This window comes from Nostoc sp. DSM 114161, assembly GCF_052692665.1.
In genome coordinates this window covers 6,975,611-6,989,909 of record NZ_CP195141.1, presented here as the reverse complement: position 1 = coordinate 6,989,909, position 14,299 = coordinate 6,975,611, and the positions used below count along the sequence as shown (strand labels likewise).

Here is a 14,299-nt window from a genome sequence, read left to right as displayed (position 1 = left end):
TTTGTCTCCATCAGAGAACTTACAATCATAACGATAAATCGCTTTGCTCCCTCGACTCATGCAACTGACATCCAAAGGATAAATTCCTCAAGCTGTGGGGTGTTGGGGTCGGTGCAGCAGCGGTCAGTATCACTTCACCTTTAGCATTCACTACCCACCCCTGAGCTTCTACAATCTGTGTACTGAGTGCTGAACTTTTCTCAATATCTCTTTTACTGCTGTACTCTCCTGTTTGTGTTGGCACAGCAGTGACTCGCCAATCTTCCCAAACTGTATTATTGTTAAGTACAGTGTTGGGGGAAGAAGGTAAACCACCACGTCCAGCGATCGTGAAGCTACTATTACCTCTTTTGGCACAGAAGTTTTGGTTAATTAATTGTGAGGCATCCACTACTTCTAGTGGCAATTCCTCTAAACCATTTGTCGGATCTTGTTGTGGCGTATTGAGTTGCACTGTACCATTCAACTGCTGATTAGCTCCTGTAGCAGTAATATCGCTATTTGGGGTCGGTACATCGCGAAATTGAGTGCCGAGTACTCCTTTGGCATTGATTGTCACCTGACCTCCTCGAAAGTCAGTAGAATTTGCACTGATATCACTATTGTCAAATGCAACTAAAATATCAGTATTAATATTGATATTGCCACCGATGACGTTTTCTCCAGAAGCGTTAGTGGTGATGTTGCTGTTATGAAGCAATAGTAAATCTTGAGAGCGCACAGTAATAGTAGCTTGTTCTTTACTTGGGTCAGTATTGACAGCTTGGGTATTAGCACCAACAGAGGCGTTGTTGTTCAAACGAATAAAGTCAGCATTAATATTTAAATTCCCTGCAATTCCTTTACCTAAGCTGCTCACAGTGATTATCGCGCCATCTTGAACGAGTAATTTATCGCTACTAATCTTCAAATCTCCTGCATCCCCAGTTGAGTCAGTAGAAGCGAACAAGCCACTACTAGAGCTACCATCAGCAGACCTACCAATTAATTGCACATCTTTAGCATTGAGAGTTAAAGAACCGCCTTTACCTGCACTCTGTGTTCCTGCGCTTATTTTTGCCCCATCGCGTACAAGCAATTGTTGGGTATTAATCGTCAAGTTTCCTGCATCCCCAGTTGCCGCTATGTAAGCAGTGGTAAAGAAGCCACTGGGAAAGCGACTGTCAGCAGTAGTACCAATTAATTGCATATTTTTAGCATTGAGAGTTAAAGAACCCCCTTTGCCTGCACCCGATGTGGCTGCACCTATCTGTGCCCCATCGCGCACAAGTAAGTGTTGAGTATTAATCGTCAAATCTCCTGCATCGCCAGTTGACCCTAACTTAGCAGATGTACTTAAGCCACTGCCAGAACGCCCATCACTAGAGACACCAATCAGTTGCACATCTTTAGCATTGACAGTTAAAGAACCCGCTTTACCCGTACCTTCTGTGCTGGCATCAACAAATGCCCCATCGCGGACAAGCAAATTCTGCGTATTAATTGTCAAGTCTCCTGCATCGCCAGTTATTCCTATGACGGCAGTAGTAAACAAGCGACTCTTGAGGACACTATCACTAGACTCACCAATTAGTTGCACATCGTTAGCAGTGACAGTTAAAGAACCTCCCTTACCTGTACCCGATGTGCTGGTATTTATCAGCGCCCCATCGCGCACAAGCAACTGTTGGGTATCAATTTTTAAGTTTCCTGCATCTCCGGTTGAGTGAGTAGAAGTCAACAAGCCGCTAGGAAAGCGATCGTCACTAGAGCTACCAATCAGTTGTATTTCTTTAGCAGTGACATTCAAAAAACCCCCTTTACCCGTACCATACGTCTCTGCATCTATTTGTGCGCCATCTAGCAAAAGCAAACGTTGGGTATTAATCGTCAAATCTCCGGCATCTCCAGTTATCCCTGAATAAGCTTGAGTAAACAAGCCACTCCTATAGCTACCGTCAGTAGAAGTACCAATCAGTTGTATATCATTAGCAGTAACAGTTAAAGCACCCCCTTTACCTGTACCATATATGCTGGCATCGACGTATGCCCCATCGCGCACGAGCAAACGTTGGGTATTAATCGTCAAATTTCCGGCATCGCCAGTTGACCCTAAACCAGCGTCAACAGATAAGTCGCTGGCAAAGTCACCATTTGCACTCCTACCAATTAGTTGTATATCTTGAGCATTGACAGTTATAGAACCCGTCTTACCTGCACTATATGTCTGCGTAGCAACATTGGCCCCATCGCGCACAAGCAAATTTTGGGTATTAATCGTCAAGTCTCCGGCATCCCCAATTGAGTAGGCATAATTGAACAAGCCGCTGGGAAACTGACTATTAGCAGTACCAATCATTTGCACATCTTTAGCATTGACAGTTAAAGAACCCGCCTTACCTGCATCCGATGTATATGCAGCTACTTGTGCCCCATCGATCGCCAGCAAATTTTGGGTATTAATTGTCAAGTCTCCGCCATTTCCAGTTGATTGAGTAGAAACAAACAAGCCACTGGGAAATAGGCCATCGGCAGTAGTGCCAATCAGTTGCACGTCTTGAGCATTGACAGTTAAAGAAGCGCCCTTACCCGTACCAAATGTAGCTGTACTTACTTGTGCCCCATCGCGTACTACCAAATTTTGAGTATTAATTGTCAAGTCTCCAGCATCCCCAGTTGAGTAAGTAGAAGCAAGCAAGCCACTGGAAAAGTAACCATCAGCAGATGTACTAATTAGCTCTACTAATTCAGTAGCATTGACTACTAAATTTCCACCTTGTTCTTCTAACAGAGTACTTGCTTCTATCTGGGAACCATCGGCTATGGTGACACGCCGACTCTGGATTTGGATGTCACCGCTACCTGCGCCACTGGCATCTACCGCTGAAAGTTTTGATAGTTGAATATTGCCAAAGTTTTGCACTCCATCGTAGCTCAAGGCAAAACCTTTAGTTATCGGTGTGAGACTAACTAAACTGTTATCCCCTTCCCCTACACTGCCTAACTCTATTCTTCCCCCTGCTGTCTTTAGCGTTGCTCCCTCTAAGAAAATATCCCCACCCACCAAGGCTAAAGTTTGATTGGCTGGCACTCGCAGTGCGTTTGTTGTATCAATCAATTCATCTGTGAGCCTTACACCTTGACCGTTGCCTTTGACCTCAATAGTGCCTGGATTGACTTTATATTGCAAGCCAATAGGTGTATTTATCGTTAGTAAAGGTGTAGATTCAGGAGTCGTAGCACTGAACTCAAAACCATTAGCAAATTTGATGCTACTTGCTGTGCTAGCAATAAATGAACCGCCAATATCTAAGCGGGCATTTTCTCCAAAAATAATGCCGTTAGGATTAATTAAAAATAAATTCGCTGTAGCGTTCGCCCGCAAAATTCCGTCTATTTTTGATTGCAAACCACCTGTAACTCGACTAATAATATTTTGAATATCTGGAGGATTATTAAAGTAAGCTGTAGTATCTTTGAGAACAGAAAAATCGCTGAAACTATGAAACAGATTAGTTCCTGCTTGTGTACCACCAGTAATATTTGTAATGTTATTTAGTGTATTTACATTGCTATTATTCGGTAATGTTGTATCTGGGGTGATTTGTCCAATGGCGATATTTGGGTGAAATGCGATCGCTATTCCTAATGTAAGTAACCAATCTAAATGTCTGACATTAACCGCAACCATCCCTAGCTTTAAAAACCAGTTTTCACCCATACTTATTTTAGCCATTACACCCTCAAAGTAGGTAGCCGTTACTCAATTACAGTTAGTAGACACAAAATTACTGTATAATCTGATTTTCAAGTACCTAGTATTAGATAAACGAATAAAGCGATCGCTCTTTCCAACATCATCGGCTGAAACCCGATTATTTCGTCAAATTCACCAAGTTTTTAATCTAAATAAAGGATTATAAAAGACTACCTGAAACCTCAAAGACATTCATTCATATTGTCATGATTCGTATTATGGTCAGATGACTGGCATGATTTTTGACTGGCTTCGACTGTTTAAAACATCCTCTGACAAAAGTTTTCGATCTACTGAAATTTTTATCTATTTTGGTGAGAAAACCCCATAGATAGCGATCGCAGCAACGCCAGGGGGAATCGCAACTTACCGCATCACCCTAAGGAAAGTGTAAAAACTTAAGATACGCCAGCGAGCAGCAATGGAATATGCGATTTCGAGATGCACGTTCCATTGCTACTTATCAGGGGGAATGAAGAGAAAAAATGAGACATAGATTTAAATTAATAATAGTTTCACATTTATTAGGCGTTAACTTATGAAAATCGGCGTTAGTAAGAAAAAAGTTTGTCCCTTCTGGTGATTGGACTGCGTTAAATAACACTAAAAATCTTGCTATAACTGGTTTTTAGTTGTTGTCTTTCCAAAAATATAAAAGTTTACGTAGTTCCACTTTTCATAGGGTTTGAAGCCCTTAAATTTTAGAAACTTCAATTGATACAATTTTACCCCTGGCGCTCGCAATAGGGTCACGGTTGAGTCAGAATTAGTACTAAATTATTGAAGCTTGAAAAAGCGACTAATAGAATAACCCAACAATGATTTGCACTCACTGTTGGGTCAATTATTCATCTGCACTTACTAATGCACTTAGTAAAGGCAGAAATATCAAATTCAAAGATATCTCAATGCTAACAAATAATTCTCAAGAAATCTCCTCTGGAAGTTACATTGCTGTTCCACCAGCATCTAATATTCCTACTCCCCAAGTTGGGCAACCATCAACAACCTACGATTACTTGGCTTTAATCCCGGTGCTGATTACTGCTGCAACCCCTTTGATATTGGGACTGAAGAAGAAAGATAAAGACAAGAATGAGGATAAGGGCGATGAGAACTAGGGAAGCTAAAAATATTTTAATTTGCATCCTCAAAAAAATGAATCTCTTGTGTGGTCGGTATCTTGCCCGTCCTGGTTGTGCAAATTAAATGCGCGACAGCTTAACTGTAGGGTGCGCGATCGCAGTCAGCTTCCCAATTAAAATATCATATTTAAGAGGATTGCGATTGCGATGACTAAAAAATGACTATGCCGAAATAGAAGTTGAGTTAGGTTAAGGGGGAATATTATCTCCCCCTTAACCTAACTCTATGCCTAGTAGATTTGGGCTGAGGTATAATTACAACAAAAGTAAGAGTCTGAGCAGAAGTAGTTAGTCAAAATTACATGCAATCGAAATCTAAACTATTACCCTACGACAATAGTTTTTGAAAATAATTATGTCCGACTACTTATGTCTTATACCTCTTGAATACTCGCCATCGCAGCTTTTTTAGTCACGTAAATAGAGAGTAAAAGTTTTCTACTTTATTACAAAACCCATTCCTATAGTTGTTTGACTATAGCTACTGAATTTTGGGCTAAATCTGACCATTGTTCAGATTATTTAAGACATCTTTTTGCTTGTGTACGCCAGTAAAGTGCTAAGTCAAAAACAATCCACCAACTAAGAAAAATTTACTTGAGCTAATAAAAGCTTGGCTATCTCCTAATAGTGTTTTTTCAGATAGTGGATGAGCTTCTTGGCTTTTTTGAGATGCATCGTAATGCGTTACACAATTATTATTTTGTTCTGATAAATCGCCTTCATCTTCACCTAAAGTATTACTAATATCAGTTATTTCTGATTTTAAAATTCTGGATTCTTGAACTACATTGCATTCCAGTTCTCGGTCTATTTTGTTGATTAAATCATTTAATTCATCATCGTATATTGCAAGTTCTAAAATATGGTCAATTTCATTGAGTTCGTCATCAGAAGGAGACTGGATTACAACTAATTTCAGATATTGTTGAACTAGATGATTTGAAGAGTGCAACATTTCTCTTTCCGGTATGTCATGAATGCGTTTCATTTTGTTTCCATTAATAACAACTGTAACCTTTCACAGGGGGGGTAGATCATTCACCTAAATGCTAAAGTTATTGTTTAGCAAGGGTTTGGGTGAATTTCTAGTCTGTGCTAATAGTCCTAAAATGTCTAAAACACAATTGTCAGACCAGTGTAGCACTTTTGAATATTCAAAATTAACCGAAAAAAATCATATTTAGACTTTTTTCGTACTGTTTACGTCTGATTTCATATCGAACATTTTTTTCATCTCCCCGCGAACGGTTACTAACAACTTAGGTTTTAATTGATGACAATTCATTATTTTAGCAAAGAAGTACAATGTCTTATTCGTATATAGTTGTGCCTCGAACAATCCAGACGTGACATTTTTCAAAAAAAAATGTGACGTTCTTATAGAATTGAGTCTATTTCCATGTCTTATTTTCCTCGAACTAATATCTGTAAATGCTGTCTATGTAAGCATTAGAGCTATAATCGCAAACATACGAAAGATTAGGCTATAGGCTGGTCGCCGAGATACCTGCAAAAGTGTGATTTGTTGTAAAGATATGTAACGCAGATGTTTAAAACCTTTGATTGAACGTTGTTTCAATACCGGATTGAGCGTGTCCCATTCGGGAGAGGTTAAGGTTCGATATCGTTTGGCAATAAGCAATAGTACTTAAAATATTGCTGAAATCGGGGTTGGAAACAGAATTTTTGAGCAGGCGATCGCGTCATCTTGAACGCATGATTCATTCTTGACCCATAAGTTTAGTACAAAAGTTAACTTAATACCTCTGTTTTTTCAAAATTTTCAGCATAATTTCTAATTGAGATAAGTAAGATTATCTTAACTATCAGTGATGAGCGTGTCCTCTGTTGTGAAAACATCCCTAAAAAGCTCATTAATGGGCAAGTGCAAGGGACGAAAAGTGATGAAAGCAAGGTATTACTGTGCAAAATTTTGATCGACAAAGGCAGAAGGCAGAAGGCTTTTATGGATTTATCCCTTCACCTGAGTGCCCAAACCATCTCTTGCGACGCTAGGGAGCAAGGGTTTAAGACTCCCACCAAATTGAAAATTTGGTGGCTTCTTTTCAGGAGAGGTTTGAATCCCCTTGTGAAAAGAACCTTCTGCCCTCTGCCTCCTGCATAGCTAGCTGCCTTCTCCATCCAATATGTGAGAAGAAGAGACTTCTTGCAGAAGTCGGGAAAAGGGGAAGGTGGGGCCCCTGAAGGGGATAAGGGGCGGGGGAAAGGGGGAAAGGTTTGGTATTTTCCCTTTCCCCAATAAAGATGAGTCCCTTTTCCCACAAGAGTGCAAAAAGCAATGAAAGCAAGAGGTCTAAGGAACTGCGGGGCTATGTTTCTCCAGAGTTAAACCGATTGTTTCGAGCAGTAGTAGCCTTCAAAGACAAAAACCTCAGCAATTGTATCGCTGAGGCTATAGAGTACTGGCTTAACAGTCCTGAGAACCAGGAGGTAATTAAAAAGCAGAATTTAGATAAGTAGTAGGCTGCACTACGCGTACTAGCACGGTGATGCCTACTATGACCGAAATCATTCATTTAGGGAAATTAAAACCTACCAATTAGTGGTTGCTCATTTGACAATTAGTACATTTATACTATAAAATAAAAGTATAAATGTAAAGCTCTTGCTTGGGTTGAGTGCGTCAGCAGTGTTATGGGAACGGTAATTTCAAATCGCACCTTACAAAAGCAAAATTGCTATCAGTAATTTGCCGAGTCATTTACGTATAGAGAGCGTAATGCATCGAGAGCACGTTTTCCCCTTTGACGAGCAGCTTGTTCGGTGACAACTTTCGTTTGGCTAGAAAGGAGGTCAGCGATTTGGCTCCAGGAGAAATTCTCGAAAAATCGCCACTGAATAAGTTGGCGATCGGAATCTTTTAGCCGCGCAATTTGGGAATGGAGATGTGCTAGATCGTCTGTATCGAATGCTGAAGAAGGCTTTTGCTCGCGATTATCCAGAAATTCGAGCGTACCGGACTCTACCAATATGCTTTGGCGGCAAAGTTCATATTGCTTTGTGATATAGCGTCCGGCAACACATCTACTCCATGCAACTGGATTTCTGACTTCCCTGCCCGATTTTATTGCTTTAATCAGAGACAAAATCACGTGGTGGAGTACATCTTCGTGAGACACGTTCGGTTTTGGTTTTAATCTACCGAGACGATATTTGATATGAGCAGAAAGCGGCTGAGATTGCATCACCTGCAAAACTTCAGGGTAATGTTGTTCGTGAGTCATTTCTTTTGCTGATTTTAATTGTTGTTAAATTCGTCACATTGTTATGGATCGCAAAATTTCTGGGGATTGATTTATGGAATAATTAAGTATTACCGTTGTATCAAATCCATCTAACTTTTGAAGAGTAATTATCGCCATTAGTAAAACAATAATGATTTGTAATCCATCACATCAATAGTTAGAGAACTAAATTAATCCCTGCGCTTGCTCTATCTCCTCAAAATGTCATCACAATCAATCAGTATCTGCAAATTGAAAAATGTGACCTACCAATAGATAGAAATAACACAGCAACAATTTGCAGTTTTGTGTATTTTTTTGCGATTGTTCGCGGGTAGGAGGGGATAAATAATTTGCCTAAAAGCTAAAGCTATTGCGGTACAATGCTTTGGAATAATCTACGATCTGGATAATCGTACTTTAAATCTCTAAAAGACAATTTGCAGACTAATGTATGAGTTTTGAATACTCGAAATTATCGGTTAAAAATACAATCTAGACTGGTTTTCATACCGATTTCGTATGATTTCATATCAGACATTTTTTACTCACCCCCGTGAACGGTTACTTTTTTTTACTTTCTCCTTGAAATTGTGGTATTTATTTTAAGTACCTTAGATGGTTAAAATGTGACTATTCTATTAACATTATTTTTGCAGTCGGTTTATTAACTGTCACATCCAGTGAGGCTACATAAATATTATTTTCAAAAATGCAAAAAATAATTTGCAAAATGCTTGTCCAGTAATATTTTCAGCATTAGCATAACTTTATTTACCGTTGCTGATACTACTAGCAAATGTAATATATATTTGTAAGTTAAAGTATTACGAAAGTCTAAACCCTCAATCCGTAGTTGTGGTGTTTAAGCATAATACTTTTGTAGTGCAAATGTAACATTTTCGCCAACAGTATCGGTTGCTCATTTACCCCCAATTACAGCAGCTTTTTCCCAAACATTGCCATATTGCATAGTACTTTCTACTATTTCCCTATAGACTTACGGGCATTAGAAGGAAGTAACAAAAGAATAACACACTTCTGTGGTATAAAGCCGAAAAAAAATCATTATAAATTTTAATATATTCAAATAAGTGTGGTATTTAATGGCAAAAGTGTGGTACATACAAGCTAAGGTAGTAAACATTTGAAGTATTTAATTTTGAAAATGACAAGTGCAACTCAAGTAAAGCGAATACGAATGTCTGAAGATGTCGAGCAAAAATTGAAACAATTAGCAGAGGAAAATAAATGTGAGTATCATGGAAAGCCAAGTATTAGCAAGCTTCTATCTAAAATTGCTAATGGATACTTAGAGATTAAGAAAAAGTCTCCTGTAGAGTCAGAGCTACAATGTGTTCCATTAGTTCAATTAGAAATAACAGTATTATCAAATTTAAATGGAACCATAGCTGAGATAGCTAATAAGCTAGCTAATTTTGGAGTCAATATTTTTCAAGCAAAATCAAAAGAACATAGTAATGCGATCCAACTCATTGTACATATACCAGAAGAAATCAAAAATCAAAAAACACATAAACGACACAGTTTAATTGAACTGTTTAATTCTTTACAAGAAATAAATGTTGAAAGAATTATAAATTATAATGAATACAACAAGTTAGAAAAATTATTATCAGCTTTAAGTACAAAAGCAAGAGAAAATTATATTTTCTATAAAGAAAGAATAAAAGCTGAAACTAAGACAGTAAAACAGAAAAATAAAAAATCCAACGAAGACTCCAGTGAAGAAGAGCTTTTAAAGGAGTATCTACTAGAGTTTTATAGTAGTCAATCCATAGTTACAAATATTAATTGCATGATTGGATATCAAGTTGTTATAAATAATCAAGCAGGAACATTAGCAGAATTAACGTCTAAAATTGCCGAGAAGTTTTTTTCTATCATCTGGTTGGAAATAGACGTTTCCCCTGACAAGCGTACTAATATAATTAATTTAATATTAGGCTTTTATCCTCTCGGTAACCATGAGAAAGTTTTTGAAAAACTCTCAAGTATAAAAATATTGATGGAAAAAGAGATTTTTCAAGATTTAAACAATGTTATAGAAGCACGTCAATTAAGTGCATTAAAAATTATAGAATAAGAAATTATTTATACAGTAAATCAAAAAAGTCTGGGAAAGAAGAAGCAGTCGCTTATCATACACCATTTTCACTCCATCAATAACAAGTATTTATTATTACAATAAATTAATAAAACTTAACGCTGTAAGTATAAAAGTTATCAAGCGGTTTGGGTTTTGATAAATAAATTAAAGATATAATTACAAAAACTATCTCAACTTTTAGCTATCCATTGACAACGAAGGTGTAACATAATTTTTGCATTATTTTGTAACCAAAATTTACTGTTATTCTTGATTATTAAATTAACAACTTTGCAGATAAAACTCTCAGTTGCACCGCTCCCAATAGGTAGTTTTTTATCTATTGCTTTATCGTAATTTAAACGCCCTTCGCTATTCTATAGATATTCGGTATTTTTTAAATATTAATACTAGATAATATGTAGTTAATATATTTTTGTACTGAAAAATCAGATTAGCGATCGCTCTTTGGCAGTAAATGATAGTTAATGTGCAATTTCAATGCGTAACAGCTTAAGACTTAAAGTGACAACATCAATAGTGAAACTGGAACAGCGATCGGGTGCTGCAAACTGGTTTAGAAAGAAAAGAAACTCAAGACGAATACAACTGCAAAACCAATTGTGACAAAAAGAAACAGCTTACCGCAACGTAATGCGTAGGATCGCGTCGCGGTAAATTCAAAAGCTGCTATTCCCATAACAGAATTGAAGGTAGTTGTTCCAGATGAGTTAGGCGCAGCAAAGTATAGCCAATACCAACCTCTCCCCGGAACAAGCCAGGAACGTATACGCTTGAGTGTAAGGCGGGTTCGAGATAATACCCTTTCTGCCTTGCTTGCCGCACAACCTGTATTGCATGGAATCTGGCATTTGTCAATAAATCTGGTTTTCCCAATCGGCTGGCTGCACATAGCAGAAATTCAATCTGTCCCATCTGACCGCAGCATAGCTGGTTTACTATCCCTCGTTTCTGGGTGAGTTGCTTTTGGGTAGTTTTGATTGCGACTTGGATATCTTGATGAATTGCTTCAGTTTCTAACATTGGCAGTCCGCCAAGGCGGGCTAAACCGATACCAGTTGCTCCGTGACACCAACTAGACATCAGTGAAGAAGATTCGGATTTGGCAGTTGCTTGGAGAAATTTAGAAAAGTCCCTCAGATCGGGCCAGTTGCCTACCTCTGGTAAAAATATACTTTGTTCGTAGGCGATCGCTTCTGCGGCAGCCGTCCGAAACTCAGCATCATTCGTCACCTGTGCCAGTTTCAGCAGGGCGTAGGCAATTCCGGCTGCTCCGTGGGAAAAGCCTGTTAACAATCGACCATCCAGGGTTTTCCAAGCTCTGCCTTTAGAAGTTATTACACTTTGGGTTAATAAATGACGACCAATCAGGCAGGCACGTTTCAGCACAATTGGATCGCGAACAACTTGGTACAATGCCAATAAACTCAAAAGCGTACCTGCTGTACCGCCAGCGATATCCAAACTGCGATCGCTAGTAATTGCTTCTGGTACTATCGAGTATGCCAAATTTAGAGCATCTGCAAGCAAGCGATCGTCATTCAGAAATTGACCGATTTTAGTCAGGCTGTAAATCCATCCTCCCAGTCCAGTTGATAAGCCAAGATTCAGGTTTGAGAATTCACCTTTTGGGTGTTCAATTTTGGCTAACGCCTGACGAAACTCTTGCAACGCTCCCAAACACAGTTCTCGAAACTCTCCATCTTTTTTAATATGCTCTAATGCTGCCAGAAATAATGCAATTCCTAATTTGCCATCAAAAAGGCTGAGTTCAGTGGGTTGAAACTGGAATCGCTGTTGTTGAGCGATAAACTGAGGAGCAAGCCAAGTTACAGACCCATCAGGAGCGTAAATCGCTCGCTCCTGTAATCTACGGGCAATTGCCATTACCTCAGCAACCAAATCTGACTCATCCAGCATCACCTCAGATGATTCCTGCACCCTTAGAGAGGTTTGATTGGCAGGTTTTTCAGGTGCAGCAAGCTCTTGACCGGGAATCATTCTCAAATATAGAGTGTTGCGGATAAAATCAACTTGTATCGCCAAGTCAGATTTGCTCAGGTTCTTGATGCGCTCTAGTACTAACTCAAAGCTAGAACCTTGGAAAAATCCCTCAACGCGACTATCTGGCGATAACTCCAACACATCTGTATCAGGATAAATTGAGAAAAAAGGAACATCCAACTGCTCCATTTGTTGGCGTTCAGACTGGAGAAGAGGCCAGAATTTTGGTTTTTCAGTTGCGCCTGCTGCTGTCAACTTGAGGATTTCCAGTCCAATACTGCGGTCAACTCCATCCCGCAAGTACTCTGAATTACGGAGCTTGTTTAACATTCTCGAATAAGTGTTTGTCGGGCGAAACACAAAGCGCACAAGCTGTTTTGCCATTGTCCACAGCAGGCTATCTGGGGAGAGTAGCAGGTCTTGTTTCTGTTGCAGAAAGCGATACATCTGCTCAAATCCTTCTACCACTGCCTCAATCCAGTCTGATAAATTGGCAGGTTGTCCATTTAAGGTCGGCACATGAGCTAAAAATGGATCGATCGCCAGCAGCTTTTGATTTAAAGCCATCTGGTCTGTATTCACGCCAGACCACTGGAGTCCTTTATAATGCCTAGTCTCTTGGTTGTGGCTGCCTAACCCGCTGAAATCAAAGCCTGAGTTACCATTGGATGCTGGATGCCAGACGGGTAATAGGGCAGTACGCATCACAGAATTATCTACGCGGTGGAATGCGAGTTGTTGAGCAGTCTGTAGGTTTGCCCATGACTCGTTTTTCGGTCGATGCTGCATCACAGTTTCGGTATCAATCAGAACTAGATGTTCTCCAGAGGCAATAATATTTTCGTAGTGACAATCAGTAGCATCTAGCACGTAAACCAAACAAAGTAACATTCCTGCCCGTTGGTAATGGCGTTTTATTTGGGCTGTATCTTCACAGGCTTGGGAGGTGACAAACTCCACCCAGCCGTGACTATCGCGGTTAATTACTTGCAAGGTTTTTAGAGGCAGAGGAGAACCCTGTTCGTTTAACCAAGTTAAAAGCTGATTGTACGCCTGTTCAATGCCTAAATGCTTGGGTTTGTAAACTAAGTGCAGATTTGGCTCAATTTTCAGCGTAATTACAGAGCGTCTGCCCCGATGGGGGTCAGATCGGAGAGGCTGCACCGATGTCACCTGACCAAGAGGTACGCCGTTGTTAAATTTCTCTGCAATTTCTGACCAGTCTGCGTCCAAGTGATGCAGAAATTCTAGCTGGGATTCTACCCAAAGCTCGGTTGTCGTAGCCAGTAACCTTGCTAAAGCAGCATATTCTACAAAAAAAGAAGTTAGTTTGCCCTGCAACATTTCCCGAACAAACCGGATATAGAGGCTGCGGCTTTGGAGTTCTTGTGTCTGTGTCAGTAGACGGGTAAAAGAAGATTGTTGAGCGACTCGCCAACTGGTAAAAGCTATCTGTAAAGGCTGTGTGGCGATGTCAATTAACTGACCGAGCAAGCTGCGCTCGAACACGCCATGAACCTCATCGGTTAATCTCTGGTAAGACTCGCCAGTTCTAGCAATCAGTTCTTGTTGAGCAAATAGAACAAATGGGGCGAGAATCTCTTCAAAGGGGAGGGGAGACTGGGAAATCAAAAAGCGCCGTGAAGTCGTCGCATCAGGATTTGTTGCCGCCTGAGAAAAGGCAAGATTGAGAACAGATGAGAGTGTCTTTGCCCAGTTGGGTAGGGGAGCATCGTGGCGCAAATATACAGGTGCGATCGCGGCTTTTGCTGTCTCTAAATTCAGCCCATCCCATTGCAAGTATTGTTGAAAATGCTCGAAATTTCCTTTCGCTACTGTCTGACACCAGGTATCAAGACGCGATTGCAAGAGTTTTTCATCAGTTTCAGCGGAGGGTGAGAAAATCTGGCGATCGAGTCGTTCAAACAGACTGCTAGCGCGAGTAACGATACTGTGCAACTGGGCTGTGGAAATAACCGGGTTGGCGATCGCGGGCAATTGCTGTGTAGAGATACTAGAAATAACTGCGTTCATC

Annotated in this window: 6 protein-coding genes; 2 read left to right on the top strand and 4 right to left on the bottom strand. The window is 39.8% G+C overall.

Annotation, left to right across the window (positions count from 1 at the left end):
• Nucleotides 1-25: 25 nt before the first annotated feature.
• Entirely contained in the window at nucleotides 26-3,715 is a 3,690-nt protein-coding gene (locus NSTC745_RS29100) for a two-partner secretion domain-containing protein (protein ID WP_445634107.1), read from the bottom strand.
• A gap of 929 nt (nucleotides 3,716-4,644) precedes the next feature.
• Here NSTC745_RS29100 and NSTC745_RS29095 point away from each other — a divergent pair.
• Nucleotides 4,645-4,857, top strand: coding sequence for a hypothetical protein (locus NSTC745_RS29095; RefSeq protein WP_445634106.1), 213 nt, complete (start codon nucleotides 4,645-4,647; stop codon nucleotides 4,855-4,857).
• 583 nt (nucleotides 4,858-5,440) lie between these two features.
• On the opposite strand, the gene NSTC745_RS29090 is transcribed toward NSTC745_RS29095, so the two are convergent.
• Both NSTC745_RS29090 and NSTC745_RS29085 read right to left on the bottom strand, forming a co-directional pair.
• Nucleotides 5,441-5,872 (bottom strand): hypothetical protein, encoded by a 432-nt coding sequence (locus NSTC745_RS29090; protein ID WP_445634105.1) that lies wholly within the window; start codon nucleotides 5,870-5,872, stop codon nucleotides 5,441-5,443.
• A 1,714-nt stretch (nucleotides 5,873-7,586) separates the two neighbouring features.
• Nucleotides 7,587-8,129: a sigma-70 family RNA polymerase sigma factor gene (locus tag NSTC745_RS29085; RefSeq protein ID WP_445634104.1), complete on the bottom strand. Its 543-nt coding sequence runs from the start codon at nucleotides 8,127-8,129 to the stop codon at nucleotides 7,587-7,589.
• Nucleotides 8,130-9,330: 1,201 nt separating this feature from the next.
• Here NSTC745_RS29085 and NSTC745_RS29080 point away from each other — a divergent pair.
• The gene (locus NSTC745_RS29080) at nucleotides 9,331-10,236 is read left to right on the top strand and encodes a hypothetical protein (protein WP_445634103.1); all 906 of its coding nucleotides are present in this window, start codon (nucleotides 9,331-9,333) and stop codon (nucleotides 10,234-10,236) included.
• Nucleotides 10,237-10,929: 693 nt separating this feature from the next.
• Here the strand turns inward: NSTC745_RS29080 and NSTC745_RS29075 are convergent.
• A complete protein-coding gene (locus tag NSTC745_RS29075) occupies nucleotides 10,930-14,298 on the bottom strand; it encodes a type 2 lanthipeptide synthetase LanM family protein (RefSeq protein ID WP_445634102.1) in 3,369 nt (1,122 codons plus the stop codon).
• Nucleotide 14,299 lies beyond the last annotated feature (1 nt).